The organism is Bradyrhizobium sp. 45 (genome assembly GCF_023073155.1).
In the GTDB taxonomy this organism is placed as follows: domain Bacteria; phylum Pseudomonadota; class Alphaproteobacteria; order Rhizobiales; family Xanthobacteraceae; genus Bradyrhizobium; species Bradyrhizobium canariense_D.
Map to the genome: position 1 here is coordinate 26,603 of NZ_JADPIX010000134.1, position 17,848 is coordinate 44,450.

A 17,848-nucleotide genomic window follows, 5' to 3' on the forward strand; every position below is an offset into this window, starting at 1 on the left:
TCGATCCGCCCGCTCCTACCAGAAGCCCCGCTGCATCGGCTGTGCCGGCTGATAATATTGATACTGGCCGCGCCGGCGCGGATTGACGGGCTGCGGATTCGGATCGCGCTGGAAGAAGAAGCCGAAACCGTTGCCGCCATTGTCCCAGCCGTCATCGCTCGCCATGGCCATCGGAGGCGCGGTCGGCTTGCGCGTGATGAAACCGCCCTGGGGCTGGTTGCTCAGCACTGCGACGAACTCGGTGCGGTAGTTGGTCTCGCTGCTCAGCGGCTCGTCCGAGATGATGATCGAGGAGCGCGGCAACGCGGTCGGCGCGATGCGATCGAGCACCTCCTGTGGGATGGTGATGCGGTCGAGTGCGTTCTTGGCGTTGTCGCTGTCTTCGATCGTGACCACGCTCCAGCGCAGGCCGGTGTCGGTCTTCGCCATCGCGGTGAAGATATGCGTGCCGAGCGGCTGATCCGGATTGCGGATCGTGACGGGAACCTCGATGCTGGTGTCGAACACCTCGCCGCCGCCGTCCGGTGCCGGCTTGTGCGTGTTCCGCCGCACGTAGAGCTTCTGCGTCGCGCGGCTGATGTAGACCGAGACCGGCTCGAGTGCGAGCTTTGCGTCGGTCGCGGCCTTCACGGCATCGGCCTTCCTGGCCGCTGCCGCCTTGGCGGCCTCTTTCGTGGCAGCCACCGCGTCGCGCTTCGGTTGTGCGGCGCTCTTGGCGGCATCGAGCTGCGTCGCCGCGTCGGCGGCCTTCTGCTTCAGCTCCTCGGCCTTGGCGCGGGCCTGATCGGTCTTGGCGGCCGCGAGCTGCCTGTCGGCGAAGGCGAGCTCGGCGTCGGCGCGGGTCTTCTGCTGTTCCAGCTTGCGCAACGAGGCCGGCAGCGATGCCGCCTCTTTCGCGGCCGCCGTCGCGGCCTTCTTGGCCTCGTCGGCCGCCCTTGTGGCCTCCTCGGCCTCTCCGGAGAGCCTGCCGATTTGGCCCGGCGCCGCCGCAATGGCGTCTCGCTTCGGCATGAACAGTGCGGGATGAACGATGTCGATCGGAGCCGCGTCGTTCGGCGAGATGATCACCCGCATCCCGATGTTGGTCTTGTCGAACAGGCCCTCCGCAAAGCCGAACGGCATCCGCACGCAGCCATGCGAAGCGGCGTAGCCGGGCAGCGGCCCGCCATGCAGCGCGATGCCGTTCCAGGTGATGCGCTGCATGTTCGGCATCCAGGCGTCGTCATACATGGTCGAGTGGTGGTCCTTGTCCTTCTCGATGATGGCGAAGACGCCGGCCGGCGTCTCGCGTCCCGTCGTGCCGGTGGAAACCGGCGCGCGAAAAATCCAGCCCTCGGCGTCGTAGAAGGTGACCTGCTGGCTCTTGATCGACACGATCGCCATGATCGGTTCGCCGGCCTCGCGCGGTGCCACCGCCTCGGCCGGCTGACGCGCCTGCTTGGCCGCATTGGCCGGAGCCACGGCCGCAAAGGCGAGCATTGCCGCCAGGGTCACAATTCCGGGGGGCCCCCAACGCCGCATCGCCACGGTGGATTGCGCCGTTGTCATCAGGTTTCTCATGCCATCCTCGGTCGAAATGCCAGTCCGCCGGTCATTGATCAGATTGCGATCTTTGAATTAAGAAATCGCAGCCGCCTTACGTTCCGTCTGTGGCGACATTCGGCACGTTCCGGCGATAAATCTCATATACGACGGTTAACGCAGGCGGAAGGGCGCCGCGCGGCCGAAGCTGGCGGTCTATCGCTGCGACAGAATGACCGGGGATCGGTGACACGGCTGCCAGCGCCCGGCGTCGGACGGCGAAGCCACGTTGAACGGCCGCTAGACGCCCATCGCGTTCCGATCGCGCGGATTCACGCCGGTCGGCGGCCGCGCGGGGCGGCGTAAAGCTAAGCCACTGGAGTCAAGGCTGCCTTTTCAAACAAGGCTGCCTTGCCAAACAAGGCTGCCTCTCCAAAGGAGACGAGCCGCTGCCGTTCCTCGTCCCACAAGGTCAGCCGCACGGTCCGCAAACTCTGGAGCAGCGTGATCCGCCCGACACCAGCGAACTGCGGATGGTCGCGCAATACGTCCTGCAAGCGATAGCAGGGAATTCGACTGGACAAATGATGGATGTGGTGGACGCCGATATTTGCCGTGAACCATCGCAAGACACCCGGCAATTGGTAGTGAGAGCTGCCGTGCAGCGCGGCGTCGTGAAAGTTCCAGGTCTCGTCGTGGGCCCAATGCGTGTGCTCGAACTGGTGCTGGACGTAGAACAGCCACACACCGATCGACGCCGCCAGGACAACGATCGGCAGATGCACAAGCAGCAACGGCCCATAGCCGACCAGCCAGATCATCGTGACGGCGAGAACCGCGAGGGCGATGTTCGTGCCCATCGTGCTCAACCAGGGTTTCCAGCCGCGACGCATCATCCCGACCGGCAATCGGTGCTTCAAGATGAACAAATACGAGGGACCGGCGCCAAACATCACGAGGGGATGTCGATACAAGCGATACAGCGTCCGGCGCCATCGCGACCGCCCGAGAAATTCGCGCGTGGTCAACGTATCGATGTCGCCCAAGCCCCTGTGGTCGAGATTGCCGGAATTCGCGTGATGGCCCGCATGGTTATGCCGCCAGTAGCCGTATGGCGTCAGTGTCATCACGCCGATGGCACGGCCGACCCAATCGTTGGCAACGCGGCCGCGGAAGAACGAGCCGTGTCCGCAATCGTGTTGGATCATGAAGAGGCGGACCAGCAAACCCGCCGCGGGCACCTCGAGCAGGAGGGCAAACCAATAGCCCTGGTCAAGAGCGACCCAGATCAGAGCCCAGATGACGACGAACGGGATCGCCGTGATCGCCAGTTCGAGGACACCCCGCGTATTGTCAGGCTCGCGATAGCGGGCAAGCAACTGCGCCGATGCGCGGATTTCCGGCGTTCCTTGGGTCATATCTGCTCTGCTCCCGACATGCCGCCCAAGAAGCACAGTTATGGCCACGGACGCAACAAAATCGCCCTCCGCCCTAGACCCGGGCGGCTGTGCGCTTCCGGTCGGAACCGAGCCATCGCCAGGCCAGGCGGCGCTTTCAGAGCTTCAGACGCTGAGGCCGAGCCTCGTCAGGCATCGCGGCTTAAACGCCCAGCGCCTTGCGGTTGAAGGTTCGCAGGAAACGCAGCGACAGCGTCCGGACGTTTGCGATGTTCAGCAACCACGCGGCAGCGGCATAAGCGAGCCCGCCGGCGAGGCTCACGAGCATGAGCGGGACGAGGCCGATGCCATTGACCTGGGATCGTGCCACGAGGATCGCAGCCGCCATCGCCGCGGCGGAGACCGCAACGCCGGCGAGGCGGTGGAGGTCGAACGGGACCGGATGGGCGCGATGCATCAGCACGACGGCAACGAGGAAACCGATCGCTTCGGTTGCAAGGGTCGCCAGCGCCGCGCCGTAGAGACCATGGCCGGCCACCAGCACGAACATCAACGCCACGCTGACGACCAGCGTCAGGAACGACTGCGCCGCCAGCATGAACGGTCGCTCGGCAAGCTGGAAGCTGATCTGCACATAGAACTGATTGGCGATGCCGAACAAGCGCGCGAGCACCAGGGTCGGCAGCAATACCGACACGCCGGCGCGGAAGTCGACGCCGACGAGCGTGCCGGCGACCTGGTCGGCTGCGAGCGCGAGCCAGACCGCGACGGGCGCAACTACGACGAGCAGAAGTTCGAGGCTCTCGGTCAGCCGCTCCCGCGTCGTCTCGATGTTCTTGTCCGACAATGACCGGAACACCAACGGCACGGTCGCCGCGGCGACGCTGGAGGCGATCATGACCATGAACTGTCGCGGCAGATCGGCGGCGACGCCAAAGATTCCGGCGGCGTCCTTGCCGAGCAAATAAGCCACGATGAGGCGGTCGCAGGCCGAGTAGACCGCAATCGACAATCCGGCCAGCGTCAGCGGCAGGCCGTAGCGCGCGAGCTGCACGAACTGGCTGCGCTGAAAGCGCGCGATCCTGGTGCGGTCACCGAGAAGGTTCAGGATGATCCCGGCGAGCGAACCCAGGCCGAATGCGGCGAGCAGTCCCAGTCCACCCCAGCCGAGCCAGATGCCGAGCAGGCCGAAACCGACGCCCGACACGCTGCGCACGATCGAGATCGCCGCGAACCTGTAAGGGCGCAGTTTTGCGCGCTCGAACTCCTGGCCGACATCGACGGCATTCGCCATGATCGCGACGAACATGCTGGCAAGCAGCAGCCCAACGCTGAGATCATTGCGGAACAGGAAAACCAGCGGCGTGGTGGCGCAGAGGACGGCAACGGTGAGCGCGAAGGCGACCATTGCAGTGCCGCGGAAATCCACCTCGGCCGACATCGCCTGATAGCGCGACACCGACAGCTTGATCCAGGCGAAGAAGATCGCGCCTAGAATGCCGGCCAGGCTGATGCCGACGACATAAACGCCGTACTCCGCCGGCGTCAGCAGTCGCGTGTAGGCCGTGACGGCGAAGAAACCCACCGCCGCAGGCAGGATGTAGGCGACGAGATAAATCGAGAAATGGCGGTTCAGCATGCGAGCACGGGACCGACAACATTGTTGCGAGTGTGACGGCCGTTCATCAATTGGACCATGGCGGGGCGAACGAATTGCGCCGCAACATCTCTCAAGAGTGTCACATAAGTCTGGAGATCGGGCGGCGAATCCGGTTTTGAAGCCGCTTTCGCGGGTTAGCGTTAAATTTGCCCTTCCCTGACGGCGCCACGGCCACCGAAAGGAACCGTGATTTCGCACTGGCAAAGTTAACCCAACGAGGGAAATCCCCGGCGTTGCAAGGCGTCGCTTGGTACGGTGGCGCGTTGGCTCAAGGAATGCCGTGACCAGGCTCGACAGACGCGAATTTCTCCTCGGCAGCGCCGCAGCACTCGCGGCAGCCGCATCGGCGTCCCCAGCGCCGGCGTCGAAACTCGCCCAGCGCTATCAGGGATTTGGTGCCGCGGCCACGCTCTGGGATCTGCAAGCGGATCCCAGGCTCGGCGAAGCCATCAGCACCTACTGCACACAAGTCGTGCCGGTGCTCGAGCTGAAATGGCCGATGCTGCGTCCGGACGCGCACACCTTTGCCTTCGAACGCGCCGACGCGATCCTGGATTTCGCCCGGCAGAACGACCTGACGATGCGCGGCCACGCGCTCGCCTGGTATCACGACATTCCGGACTGGACCAAGCAGATCAAGGATACCAAGGGCGTCGAGCGCGCCTATGTCGACCACATCGGCACCGTCGTCTCCTATTACAAGGACAAGCTGACGTCGTGGGACGTCGTCAACGAGCCGATCCCGGACAATCCGCACAGCCCGAAAGACCGACGCGAGTCGTTCTGGACGCAGCATCTGGGCAACCGCTGGATTCCGCTGGCGTTCCGCACGGCGGCCGCGGCCGATCCCTTCGTCAAGCTCGCGATCAACGAATACGACATCGAGTCGGCCAAGGACACGTTCATCGCGAAGCGCGCGGCCTACCGCCATCTCATCATGGAGCTGCTCGACCAGGGCGTGCAGTTGCACGCCGTGGGACTGCAATCGCATCTGCATGCCGAGCTCGAGATCGACACCCATGGGCTTGCCGAATTCGTCACCGAGCTGCGCGCCTGGGGCCTCGAGGTGCTCGTCACCGAGCTCGATGTCGACGACCAGAAGCTGACGGGGACGCCGGCGGAGCGCGATGCCATCGTCGCCAAGCGCGTCGATGATCTCCTGACCGCGATCTCGACCAGCGGACCAGTGCGCTCGATCCTGACCTGGGGCCTCTCGGACCGCTACAGCTGGATCAACGGCACCTTTGCCCGCGCCGACAAGCAGCCGAACCGTCCTTTGCCGCTCGACGGCGAGTTCAAGCCGAAGCCGTTCATGAACGTGATCAGCAAGTTCACGAGAGACGTGTAAGGTCTAGCGAGCTTTCGGCACTTCGAACTGGGCCTCGTCGCCCATGTGCTCGGGCGAAAGACTCGGACCGCGACGGTCGCGCGAGCTGAGGCGGAACACGTCGCGGATGTCGTCGATGGAGGTCGACGAATAGGACTGGATGCACAGCGCGACCTGGTCGGGCGAAGCGGCCCGCATCATCGCTTCGATGGCGGGACGGTCGAGGCGCGTGTCGTCCCAATGCGAGACCGCGATGCTGTCTTCGGTGACCCGATGAGCGGCCAGATGCGCGGGCGAGTTCGCGACGAAATGGCCGTACATGAGATATTCCGAGAACTTCTTCTTCCGGCACAGCGCCAGAACCCAGTTCAATCCCGTTGCCGACTTGATCGAATCGGTCATCGCGCGCGCGGTGTCCCTGTCCCAGACCAGCGCGTTACCGACATAGTCGTCCGCGGGGAAGGACCGGTCCTTGATGCCAAGGAGCTGATCGACGGTGCGGAGCCACAGGACATGCAAGGGGTGGGCGGCGTCGATCCCGTTGCGCGTGACGAACAGCGGGGTCTTCTCGGCGCCGGCATACTCACCGACGTCGAATTCGCGGAAGAACAGATTGTCCGAATCCAGGATGCAGACGCGCTGCTCGGGCGCGTTGAGGACGCCGGCGATCTTGAGGATCTGCTGAATGTGCCAGCCATGAACAGGTGACGACAGCAGCGACAGCCAGACGCGCCGTTTGCTGATGAACTGCAGAGCCGGCGGCAACGCCCACAGCCATTTCGGCAAATAGCGCGAGGCCGGAACGATGACGCGTTTGTCGGAAGCGAACCGCGCGAACAGCGGCAGATCCTCATCGTTAACGAGAACATAATGCCGTGTGTAGCCCGTCAACCATGTGTCGATGCTCTCGCTGAGCAGCGAAAAGCGCTCGATGTCCTTGGCGTAGCTGGCGGTCAGCAGGGCAACGGAATGCATGGCGCGCGCTCGTATGGCGATCAGGCCGCAGTCATAGCGGCGCCGAGACGCGTTGGATACTTACATTCGCAATCAAGGTAAAATGAAACGAAGCATTAGCCATCCGACGGCAACCCCTGCGCGATGCCGCGAAAGCGCAGTGGCGCCAGCGCGGAGGCGCGCTGCCACCAGTCGGCGACGCGGTCGTCGAGCGCGGTCCGACCGCGGCCTTGGCCTGGAAATATCCGGATCTGCTGCACCGCCTCGGCTTCGAACCCACTGCCCTTGCGGGTGATCTTGAGGGCGGCGCCTTCGCGGTCCCGCTGGGTCAGCGGCACCAGAAGCCGGCCGCGCGGACGAAGCGACCGAAGCCAGAGCGGATGCGGCTGCGAGAAGCCGGCATGAACGATGATCACGTCGGCGGGTTCGCCGATGTCCTCGCATCCGTCGCCATGGACGACCGCGACGTTGCGATAGGCGCCAACATAGGTTGCGGCGCGCGCCGCAAGCCGCTCGTCGCATTCGATTGCCTGCACCCTGCCCTTGGGGCCCACGATCTTCGACAGCACGGCTGAGAAATAGCCGAGCCCGCAGCCGATCTGGACCACACGGTCTTTTTCCCCGACGTCGAGCAAATCGATGAAATGCGCCCACAGGCTCGGAAGTCCGGTATCAAGCTTGCGGCGCGCATCGATCGCGACCAGCACATTGTCCTGGAGATGAACGGGATCGGCATCCGGCGTCAGCCGATAGTTGCGCGCCGCCTCGGTCTTGATGCGCCACGGCCCCTTCGCCAGAAACTTTTCGCGCGGAACAGTGCCGAGGGCTTCGAGCAGGCGCGTTGAAGAGATCCGTTCGCGTTTTGAGATCAGCTCCACGTAACGCGCACGCGCGGCGGCAAGATCGCTCATCTCACGGAATCGGCCTGTTTACGAACAAGCGCGTCCACGCCGAGCTCGTCGATCAGTTGCATCGCCTGTTTCAGGTCCGGCGTGGAAAAGCCCTCGCTGAACTTGCCGATGATCGGTACGAGCAGGAGACGAGCGTGCTCGCGCTTGCCGGCTTGGTACGACAGGCGCGCGAGGCTGACGGCGGTGCGAAGCTCCCAGGACAGAGCGCCCTGCTTACGCGCGATCTCCAGCGACAGGTTGAACAGGTCCTCGGCCTCCTGCACCGAGGCCGGATTCTCATCCGACAGGGTGATCTCGCCTTGCAGGCGGTAGACTTCGGCGAGGTAGGAGTGGTCGCCGGTCCGTCTTGCGGTCGCGAGCGCACCGTCCAGCGCGCGCAAGGCGGCATCGCGCATTCCGACCTTGGCGTAGGCCTCCGCGAGCAGGCAGCGGAACCAGCAGCCGGCGAGCCAGGAATCCATCGCTTCGTATTCGTCGAGGCCGAACCGCATCTGGCTGAGGCCTTCGTCGGCCTCGCCGAGCTGCGCCAGCGCCCAGCCGCGCAGGATCGCCGCCTGCTGCTTCCAGTGCAGGAAATTGTGCTCCGTGGCGATGATCATGGCGCGGTTGGCGTGGTCGCGCGTGCCCTCAACATCGCGCAAATGCTGGCAGAGATAGGCGCCGAACACGAGCGCGAAGGCGAGCGTGAATGGGTGGCGGATCTTCTCGGCGTTCGCGATCGCCTGTTCGCTGTGCTGGCGCGCCGCGTCGGGCCGGCCGAGGAACCACAGGAGGTAGCCGAGATAGGACAGCGAGACGACACCGGGATCGGTGCCGTGCCGCTCCATCAGATCGGAGTGCAGGTCGGGGCTGTAGAGGTTGATGCAGCGGTGCAGATGATGCTGGGACGCGGCAAAGCGCCCGCGATAGAGCATAGTCATCGCGATCGAGCGATGCGCCTCGATCAGATAGCCGGTCTGCTGCGCCGGTTGCGTCCCCTCGTTCAGCCGCTCGCGCTTGGCGAACTTCAACAGCTCGACGCTGAGATCGTGCGCGCGGGTCAGATCGGCGCGGATGAAATGACAGACCCAGAGCCCGCGCGTGGCGGCGAAGGCCTTTTCGTCGTCGTCGAGCTGCTGGCCGAGTTCGAGGGCGCGGACGTAGTTCTCCTCGACCTCCTGCACGGCATAGCCCTTGGCGGCGATCAGCGCGTTGCCGAGCGCGATGCGCAATTCGAGCTCCATCTCGTCGGCGCCCTGCATGCGCGCATTGGCCTGCACGACGCTGAGGCCGCGGCCCAGATGCCCGATCGCCTCCAGATTGGCGCCACTCTTGGCCGCCTGCTTACCGGCCTTGAGCCAGAAGCTGGCGGCGCTCTCGCTCTGGCCGGATTCGGTCATATGATGGGCGAGCAGTTCCGGTTCGCGCTCGGTCTTCTCGGGATACATCTCGGCCAGCACCTGGGCGATCCGGGAATGCAGCTTGCGCCGCTCGCTGTGCAGCAAGCTCGCATGCGCGGCGTTCTGAATCATCACGTGCTTGAAGGAGTAGAGCGCGTCGGGCGGATGGCCGCGGCGCATGATCAGTCCGGCCTCCTCCAAATGATTGAGCGCGGCCTCGATCTGTTCGGCGGGTGTGTTGGCGACCGCGTGCAGAGTCTCGTAGGAGAATTCGCGGCCGATGGTGGCACCGATTTGCGCGATCCGCTTGAACGGCCCCATCCGGTCCAGCCGCGCCATCAGCGAGTCCGTCAGCGTCGCCGGGATCGCAAGCTGCCGCCACGGACCCGACAGCACGTAGCGCCCGTGCCGTTCGGTCAGGAGGTTGGATTCGAGAACCGTCTTGGTCAGCTCCTCCAGGAACAGCGGCACGCCGTCGGTCTTGACGATGATCTCCTCGATGACCTCCTTGGGAAGCTCGCGTCCCGCCACGCGCTCGACCAGCGTCGCGCGCAACTGCCGGCTCAACCGGTTCAGCACCAGGGTCGTGATATGCGAATGGGCGTTCCAGCTCGGCTGGAATTCGGTGCGCGCGGTGATGATGACCAGGATTGCCCGGTTCTGTGCCCGGTCGACCAGGAGATCGATCACCTCACGGGACGTCGGGTCGATCCAGTGCAGATCCTCGAATGCGATCACCAGCGGCTGCTCGCGCGCAAGGCCGAGGAAATGATTGACCAGCGCCGCGACGGTCGCATCCTTTTGCTGCTGCGGCGACAGCTCGAGCGGCGGATAGCGGTCGCCGGTCGGAATGGACAACAGCACGGCAAACAGCGGCGCAACCTGCTCGATGTCGCCATGAGCGGCGGCGATCGCGGTCTCCAGGCTCGCCAGCGACTGAACGGACGCATCCTCGCGATCGAGACCGAGAGAGAATTTGAGCTGCTCGGCGAACGGATAGAACGCCGTGGAGGTGTAATAGGGCGAGCACTGGAACGAGACCTGTCCATGGCGATCGCCCGCGATCCGGTCGAAGATCTCCTGGATGATGCGCGACTTGCCGATGCCGGGCTCGCCGAACTTGACCACGACCTGGCCCTCGCCCTCCTTGGCCTGCTGCCAGCGCCCCATCAGCAGCGCAATCTCCTCCTCCCGGTTGACGAGCGGGGTCAGCCGCGTGCCCATGGCGGCGGCGAAGCGGGTCTCCACCCGCGAGGCGCGCATCACGTGCCAGGCCTGGGCTTTCTCCGAGATTCCCTTGAGCACGTGGACGCCGAGATCGCGGTAGTCGAACTTCCCCTTCAGCAGCGACTGGGTCGACGTGGAAATCACCACACCGTTGGGCGGCGCCAGGCCCTGCAGGCGCGCGGCGAGATTGACAGTTTCTCCGACCGCGGAGTCGCGCTCTTCGGTGCCCTGTCCGACGAGGTCGCCAACCACGACGAGACCGGTTGCGATGCCGATGCGGACGGCGGGTGAGTGGCTGAGCGCGCCACGCGGCTCGATCGCGCGAGCGGTCGACAGCACCCGGACGATTTCCAGCCCCGCACGCACGGCGCGCTCGGCGTCGTCCTCATGTGCGGTCGGATAGCCGAAATAGACCAAAATACCGTCTCCGACGAAGCGGGCAGCAAAACCTTCGTAATGCTTCACGACGCGGACACAGGTTTCGCGGAAGCTCGCGATCATGTCGCGCACGTCTTCCGGATCGAACTGCACCGAGAGCGAGGTGGAATCCACCATGTCGCAGAACATGGTGGTGAGCTGACGCCGCTCGGCGCCGACCTCCGTCCGGATTTGCGGGCGAGCCGTCGCGTCGGGCTTCTCCGCGGTTTCGGCCCGGAACAACGCGGTCATGGCGCGCTGGAGCCGCTTCCGATCGCCGAGCGGCAATCCGAGCTCGATCAGATCGGATTCGGTCAGGTCCGCCATGACGTCGAGATCGAGACGGTGCTGCGCGAAGAGATCGGTATAGTGGCTAAGACCGATACCCTCGAGCCAGCGCTTCAGCCCGCCTTCCGCTCCCGTGCCCGGCTCATTCTCCAGCATGGTGATTCCGCCCGACCAATCACTCCGTCGAAGGGCTTAGGGCCCCGCAACCACAGATTTTGGGGCCAAAACTTCACCTCAGACTGGACGCGTTTCCTAACTTCTTGGAAGAATAGCCCAATCGGATCAAAAGGGAACGGAATTGTCGGACGCCACACGCCCAGCCCCGCGGGAAGCGAGCACGACGGCCGAAGCGAAGATATTCGAGGATATCGGCGGTCTTCTCGATTTCCATGCCCGCAAGATGCCGGTGGCCCCCGCCCTCCTCGCCCCCGGCCGGCCGGTCCTCAACTACGGCGGGATTGGCGCGCGGACGCAGGATCTCGTCCGCACGCTGCGCGGGCTCGGCATCGCTCCTACCGACCGCATCGCGGTTGCGCTGCCGCGCGGTGCCGACAGCGCACTGGCCCTGATCGCGGTAGCCTCGAGCTGCGCTTGCGTTCCCGTCAATCCCGATCTGACGGCGGACGAGCTGCAACGCTATTTCAGCGAATTGAAGCTGACGGCGCTCGTCACCCGGGCCGACACGAACTCGGCGGCCCGCGATGTCGCCAAGGCGCTCGATATTGCGGTGATCGATTTCGTGCCGGGGCCGCAAGACGATCTCGGCGGCTGCGCGTTGGTCGGGCCGGCGGTCGGACCGGCGAGCAGCAGCGGCGCCTCGCGCGGCGACGACGACGCGTTCATCCTGCTGACCTCGGGCACGGCGGCGCGGCCGAAGATGGTGCCGCTGACGCATCGCAATGTGTGCCTCTCCGCCTACAATGCCGGCCGCGTGCTCTCGCTCGCGTCCCACGATCGTCTGCTCAACGTCCTGCCGCTGTTTCACGCCCATGGTTTGATTTCCGGCCTGCTGACGGCGCTGGCCGCGGGCTCCAGCGTAGTCTGTACCGAGGGTTTCGACGCAGCCTCCTTCTTCGGCTGGATGCGGCAGCTGCGACCGACCTGGTACACGGCAGTGCCGACCATCCATCGCGCGCTGCTGACGGCGGCGGAAGCCAACCCGGATCTTGCCCGATCGTCGTCGCTGCGCGTGATCCGCTCCGCCTCGGCCTCGCTTGCGCCTGCGATCCTCGACGGGTTGGAGGCGACGTTCGGCGTTCCCGTGCTCGAAACCTACGGCATGACGGAGGCGGCCTCGCAGATCGCGGCCAACCCGTTCGAGCTGCGCAAGGTCGGATCGGTCGGCCGCGCCGCGGGCCCCGAGATCACAATCATGGACGAGACGGGCCGCCCGCTCGCCAGCGGCCAGCACGGCGAGATCATGCTGCGCGGACCCAACATGAGCCGCGGCTACTATAATGACGAGGCGGCGACGCAGGCTGCCTTCCGCGACGGCTGGTTCCGGACCGGCGATCTCGGCTATCTCGATGCCGACGGCTATCTCTTCATCGTCGGCCGCATCAAGGACGTCATCAACCGCGGCGGGCAGAAGATCTCGCCTCTGGAGGTGGAAGAGGTTCTGCTCAGCCATCCGGCGGTGCTGGAGGCCGGCGTGTTTGCCGTCCCGCACCCGAAGCTCGGCGAGAACGTCGCCGCAATCGTGGTGCTGCGGCCGAATTCCGAGGCGACTTCGGACCAGTTGCGCCAGTTCGCCCGGAAACGGCTCGCGGCCTACAAGGTGCCGAGCCTGATCCGCAGCGTCGCGACGCTGCCGAAAGGCGCCAGCGGCAAGGTCAAGCGCAATGCGCTCGCCGAATTGATTGCAACGGGCGGCGGCGAGGAGGAGGCCCGTCTGCCGCGCAACGCGCTGGAGACCGAGTTCGCCGGGATCTGGGCCGATCTGCTGGAGCTGCCGCAGGTCGGGGGCGATCAGGACGTCTTTGCGCTCGGTGCCGACTCGCTCGCGGTGACGCAGATGCGTTCGCGCCTGCGCGAACACTTCAATGTCGATTTCTCGTTCGAGGACGTTTTTGATTGCGCCACGGCCGCCGCGCTTGCGGCCCGGATCGAGACCGCCGCAATCCATCGCGAAACGATGCTACCGGCCTGGCGCCAGGCCGGGGAAGCAGACGCGCCGCTGTCGTTCCAGCAGCAGCGGATGTACGTGCTCTCGCGGCTCGACCCCACGCGCTACAATTATAACGTCGTCGAAGTCGCGCTCCTCAAGGGTGGGCTCGACGTCGCCGCACTTTCTGCGAGCCTCACCGCCGTATCGGCGCGCCATGAGGCGTTGCGGTCGGTCATCGTCGAACGCGAGGGCGAGCCGGTGCAGCTTGTGCTGCAATCGCCACCGCGGTTCGAGCGGATCAAGCTCAAGCCCTGCCCCGCGAACAAGCGGGTCGCTGTTGTCAGGCGCGAAGCACTCCGGCTCGCGCAACATCCGTTCGACCTTGCGAACGAGGCACCGCTGAAGGTCACGCTGCTCTCGTTCGACAAGAGCAGCCATGTGCTGGTGGTCAACGTCCACCACCTCGTCACCGACGGCTGGTCGCAGCGGCTGTTCTGGGAAGAACTCGCCGCCCATTATTCGGCAGCGCGCAAGAACGACGTGGCGGCACTGCCTTCGCCCGCCTTCCAGTATCGCGACTTTGCGCTCTGGCAGCAGAGCTGGGCGCAGACGCCGGCGGCCAAGGAGCAGCTCGATTACTGGCGGGTGCAACTGGACGGCGTCACCACGCTGCCGCTGCGAACCGACCGCCCAAGGCCGGAGGTCTGGAGCGGCCACGGTGCCCGTCACTATCTCGAATTCTCCAAAACCCTGTCGGCCGACCTGCGCGCGCTGAGCCAGAACCAGGGCGTCACGCCCTTCATGACCCTGCTCGCCGTGTTCCAGTGCCTGCTGTTCCGTCACACCGGACACGAAGATGTCGCGACCGGATCGCTGATCGCCAACCGCAATCAGATCGAGAGCGAGCGCCTGATCGGACTGTTCGCCAACACCCTGATCCTGCGCAATGATTTTGGCGGCGATCCGAGCTTCGGCGACATGTTGCGCCGGGTACGGCAGGTCACGCTCGATGCCTATCGCAATCAGGATCTCCCGATCGAGGAAGTCCTGCGCTCGCTTCAGATCGCACGAAGGACGGACGGCAATCCGCTGTTCCGGATCATGTTCATCCTCCAGAATGCCTCGATCGAGGCGGCACGATTCTCCGGTCTGTCGACGCGGCGGATCGAGATCGATCCAAAAGTGGCGCGATTCGACATCACGCTCGAACTGGTCGAGGCCGACGGCCGTTTCACCGGCTTCTTCGAATACGCCACCGATCTGTTCGACGCGGCGACGATCGAGGGCATGGCCGCTCAGTTGAAAACCCTGCTCAAATCCGTCATCGCCGATCCGGAGCAGCGCATCTCCCGCCTGGCACTCCTGACCGAGGCCGAACGCCGGCAGCTGCTGGCGCAGGGCCGGGGCGTGCTGGCCAATTTCGTCGCGCGCGGCAATTTGAGCGAAGGTTTCGATCGCCAGGTCAAGAAGACGCCGAACGCGATCGCGGTGTCGGACGGCCGCACATCCCTGAGCTACCGCGAGCTGGCGCGCCGCAGCCAAGCGGCTGCGCGCTGGCTCACTCTCGAAGGCGTCGGCGCCGAGGCCGTGGTCGCCTTGCTTGCAGATCGCGGGCCCGACCTGCTCGCCGCGATGATCGCCGTGCAACGCGTGGGCGCCGCCTTCCTCAATCTCGATCCCGACCAGCCGCGGGAACGGCTCGCAACCATCCTCGGATCGAGCGGGGCCCGCATGCTGCTGATCGGACGGGCGCAGTCATCCATGGCGGAGGCGCTGCTCGAACCGCTGGTCGAGCGCATCCAAATGGCCGAGCTCGAGGACGCGATCGCGCCAGCGTCGACCAAGCCGGCCCGTGCGGCGCGGCGCGCGGCTTCGAGCCTCGCCTATCTCATCTACACCTCCGGGTCCTCCGGGGCGCCCAAGGGCGTTATGATCGAGCAGCGCGGGCTTTCGAACCATCTGGCCTCGCTCATCTCCGAGCTGAACCTCTCGTCCCGGGACGTGATCGCGCAGACCGCGCCACAGAGTTTTGTCATCTCGGTGTGGCAGTTCCTCGCGGGGCCCATGGTCGGCGCGCGCGTCCATGTCTGCGGTACCGCGATCGTGCAGGACCCGATTTTGCTCGCGCGCGAGATCGAGCGCGAGGGCATCACGGTGCTCGAGATCGTCCCGTCGCTGCTGCGAGTGATCCTCGATCGTATGGACGAGGCACAAATCCGACGCGCCTTTGCGAGGCTGCGCCTTCTGATTTCGACGGGCGAACCGCTGCCCGTCGATCTGTGCAAGGCCTGGTTCGCCCGCTGTCCGAAAGTGCCGCTGATCAACGCCTATGGTGCGTCGGAATGTTCCGACGACGTCTCGCTGCATCGCCTGACCAAGGCGCCGGCGACCGACATAGGCCATGTCCCGGTCGGCGCGCCGCTGCCGAACATGCAGCTCTACGTGCTCGACGCAAACCTGCAGCCGCAGCCGGTCGGCGTGACCGGCGAGCTCTGCATCGGCGGCGCCGGTGTCGGCCGCGGCTATGTCAACGATCCCGCGCAGAACCGGCAGCGCTTCCTGCCCGATCCGTGCTCGCGCAAAGCAAGCAGCCGGCTGTACCGGACCGGCGACCTCGCCCGCCGCCGTGCCGACGGCACGATCGAATGCCTCGGTCGCGCCGACCATCAAGTCAAGGTCCGCGGCTACCGTATCGAGCTCAAGGAGATCGAGAACGCGCTTGCCGACCATCCCAGTGTGCGCGCCGGCATCGTCGAGCCGCGTCGCGAAGCGAGCGGCGATGTCAGGCTGATTGCCCATATCGTCGCAAGATCCGGCAGCCGGAGCAGCGCCAGCGAGCTGCGCGACTTCCTGAAGAGCCGGCTGCCGGACCATGCCATCCCGTCCGCGTTCTTGTTCCTGGATCAGGTGCCGCTCAATGCCCATGGCAAGATCGATCGGACCGCGCTGCTGGCGCCGGCGCAGCAGGAAACGTTCGGACCGGATGCGGCCGCGCCGGCGCGGCGCTTCACCGAAAAGGTGCTGTCCGACATCTGGATCGACCTGCTGAAGGTCGAGAGCCTCGGCGTCACCGACAATTTTTTCGACCTCGGCGGCCATTCGCTGCTGGCGGGCCAAGTCATGGCGCGGGTCGCTCGGGCGCTCGGCGCGTCGCTGCCGATCAAGACCATCTTCGAGGCACCGACGATCGACGAGCTTGCCCGGCGGGTCGACGAGGTCGTGGCGGCAAAGCCGCGCAAGCCGGCTGCAAGTTTTGCAAGGCTGGCTGGCGCGAGCCTGGCCGAAGGCAGCCCACCCACGCTCTCGATCGCGCAGGACCAGATGCTGCGGATCGAGCAGAATCTTCGCGGACTGCCGCTGTTCAACCTGCCTTTCGCTTTCCGCCTCCAGGGGCCGCTGAATCCGGCCGCCCTGGCGCAGGCGATCGACGACATCGTGCGCCGGCACGAATCGCTGCGGACTCATTTCGGCTGGAGCGGCGGGGAGCCCGTCAGCCGCATCGCCGCGCCCGGCGCCCTCGGCCGTGTCCTGACTGTCGGGACGATCGGCGACGGTCAGCCCCACAACAACAAGCGGCGCAAGGCGCTGGAGCTCCGCAAGATCAATCTCCTGATCGAACAGGAGACCTATGTCCCGATCGACACCACGCGCGCGCCGCTGCTGCGCGCCCGGCTGTTGCGGCTCCACGATGGCGATCACGTGTTGCTGCTGACGCTGCACCACGCCGTCGTCGATGGCTGGTCGATCGGCGTGCTGTTCGAGGAATTGTCCTACCGCTATGCGGCGCTGGCCGGATATTCGTCGGTGCCGCTGCCGAAACCGCCGCCGGCCTTTTCGGACGTGGCGCGCTGGCAGCGCTGGTGGTGCGGCACCGATGCCGCCCGCCGTCAGGCGGCCGACTGGACCGAGAATTTGCGCGGGGCGGCTCCCCTCTTCGAGGGCGAATCAAGGCCGGGCCCGTCCAGGGGGCACCATCCGGTCAGTCTCAAGCGTGAGCTGATCGGCCGGCTCGCGGCTTTCGCCGGCCAGCACAGTTGCACGGCGTTCATGTGCCTGCTGGCCGGCTTGAAAGCCGTGCTGCTGGCGCGGACCGGCCGCCACGACATCTCTATCGCCACCGCCATGGCCAATCGCGCCCAGCCGGACACCGACCGGATCGTCGGTCCGTTCGAGAACACGGTGATTGTTCGTACCAAAATCACGCCGGAGCTGTCGTTCGCGCAAGCCTTAGTCCGGGTCCGCCAGAGCGTGCTTGACGCGCATGCGCGCCAGGAGCTGCCTTTCAACATCCTGGCCGATCATTTGGAGCAGGAGGGGGTCAATCCAGCCTCGCTGCTCCAGGTCTATTTCACCCTGCAAAATCCGCTGCGCCAGCCGCTCGATCTGCCTGATCTCACGACAGGATCGATCGGCAACATCGCCCGCGAAGGCCAGCCGGTGCTGCCGATCGACCAGACATGGCTGTCGCTGATGCTCAAGGAGCGGCCGACGGGAATCACCGGTTCGTGCAATTACAAGAGCGAGCTGCTCGACGGCGCTACGGTCGGCCAGTGGATGGAGGATCTCGTCGCGCTGCTCGCGGCCGCCCTCGCCCAACCCAACACACCGCTCGGCCGATTGCTCAATCGCAGGGCGGCATGACCGACCGTACATCACGGAC

The 17,848-nt window shown here is 65.4% G+C and carries 8 protein-coding genes; 2 read left to right on the forward strand and 6 right to left on the reverse strand.

Annotation, left to right across the window (positions count from 1 at the left end; all coding sequences use genetic code 11):
- Positions 1-15: 15 nt before the first annotated feature.
- From IVB42_RS31315 to IVB42_RS31325, 3 genes are all read right to left on the reverse strand, one after another.
- On the reverse strand, positions 16-1,560 hold the full coding sequence (locus tag IVB42_RS31315) for a L,D-transpeptidase (protein WP_247372470.1): 1,545 nt from the start codon (positions 1,558-1,560) through the stop codon (positions 16-18).
- A gap of 329 nt (positions 1,561-1,889) precedes the next feature.
- Positions 1,890-2,939, reverse strand: coding sequence for a fatty acid desaturase (locus IVB42_RS31320; RefSeq protein ID WP_018455677.1), 1,050 nt, complete (start codon positions 2,937-2,939; stop codon positions 1,890-1,892).
- 181 nt (positions 2,940-3,120) lie between these two features.
- Positions 3,121-4,557: an oligosaccharide flippase family protein gene (locus IVB42_RS31325; RefSeq protein ID WP_247372467.1), complete on the reverse strand. Its 1,437-nt coding sequence runs from the start codon at positions 4,555-4,557 to the stop codon at positions 3,121-3,123.
- Positions 4,558-4,858: 301 nt separating this feature from the next.
- Between IVB42_RS31325 and IVB42_RS31330 the strand changes: the two genes are divergently transcribed.
- Positions 4,859-5,926, forward strand: coding sequence for an endo-1,4-beta-xylanase (locus IVB42_RS31330; protein ID WP_247372465.1), 1,068 nt, complete (start codon positions 4,859-4,861; stop codon positions 5,924-5,926).
- Positions 5,927-5,929: 3 nt separating this feature from the next.
- On the opposite strand, the gene IVB42_RS31335 is transcribed toward IVB42_RS31330, so the two are convergent.
- From IVB42_RS31335 to IVB42_RS31345, 3 genes are all read right to left on the reverse strand, one after another.
- Complete coding sequence (locus IVB42_RS31335) at positions 5,930-6,880, reverse strand: DUF6492 family protein (protein WP_247372463.1); 951 nt, start codon at positions 6,878-6,880, stop codon at positions 5,930-5,932.
- Between the two features lie 95 nt (positions 6,881-6,975).
- Positions 6,976-7,770, reverse strand: coding sequence for an rRNA adenine N-6-methyltransferase family protein (locus tag IVB42_RS31340; protein ID WP_247372460.1), 795 nt, complete (start codon positions 7,768-7,770; stop codon positions 6,976-6,978).
- The gene (locus tag IVB42_RS31345) at positions 7,767-11,237 is read right to left on the reverse strand and encodes an AAA family ATPase (RefSeq protein ID WP_247372455.1); all 3,471 of its coding nucleotides are present in this window, start codon (positions 11,235-11,237) and stop codon (positions 7,767-7,769) included. Before IVB42_RS31345 ends, IVB42_RS31340 begins: the two co-directional genes overlap by 4 nt.
- Positions 11,238-11,379: 142 nt before the next feature.
- Here IVB42_RS31345 and IVB42_RS31350 point away from each other — a divergent pair, with 142 nt between their 5' ends.
- The gene (locus IVB42_RS31350) at positions 11,380-17,829 is read left to right on the forward strand and encodes a non-ribosomal peptide synthetase (protein ID WP_247372452.1); all 6,450 of its coding nucleotides are present in this window, start codon (positions 11,380-11,382) and stop codon (positions 17,827-17,829) included.
- The last annotated feature ends 19 nt before the right edge of the window (positions 17,830-17,848 follow it).

Bases quoted from the DNA above. Each gene is read 5' to 3' on its own strand.
- IVB42_RS31335 (WP_247372463.1), bottom strand. From the start codon at position 6,880: ATGCATTCCGTTGCCCTGCTGACCGCCAGCTACGCCAAGGACATCGAG.
- IVB42_RS31325 (WP_247372467.1), bottom strand. From the start codon at position 4,557: ATGCTGAACCGCCATTTCTCGATTTATCTCGTCGCCTACATCCTGCCT.
- IVB42_RS31315 (WP_247372470.1), bottom strand. From the start codon at position 1,560: ATGAGAAACCTGATGACAACGGCGCAATCCACCGTGGCGATGCGGCGT.
- IVB42_RS31340 (WP_247372460.1), bottom strand. From the start codon at position 7,770: ATGAGCGATCTTGCCGCCGCGCGTGCGCGTTACGTGGAGCTGATCTCA.
- IVB42_RS31345 (WP_247372455.1), bottom strand. From the start codon at position 11,237: ATGCTGGAGAATGAGCCGGGCACGGGAGCGGAAGGCGGGCTGAAGCGC.
- IVB42_RS31320 (WP_018455677.1), bottom strand. From the start codon at position 2,939: ATGACCCAAGGAACGCCGGAAATCCGCGCATCGGCGCAGTTGCTTGCC.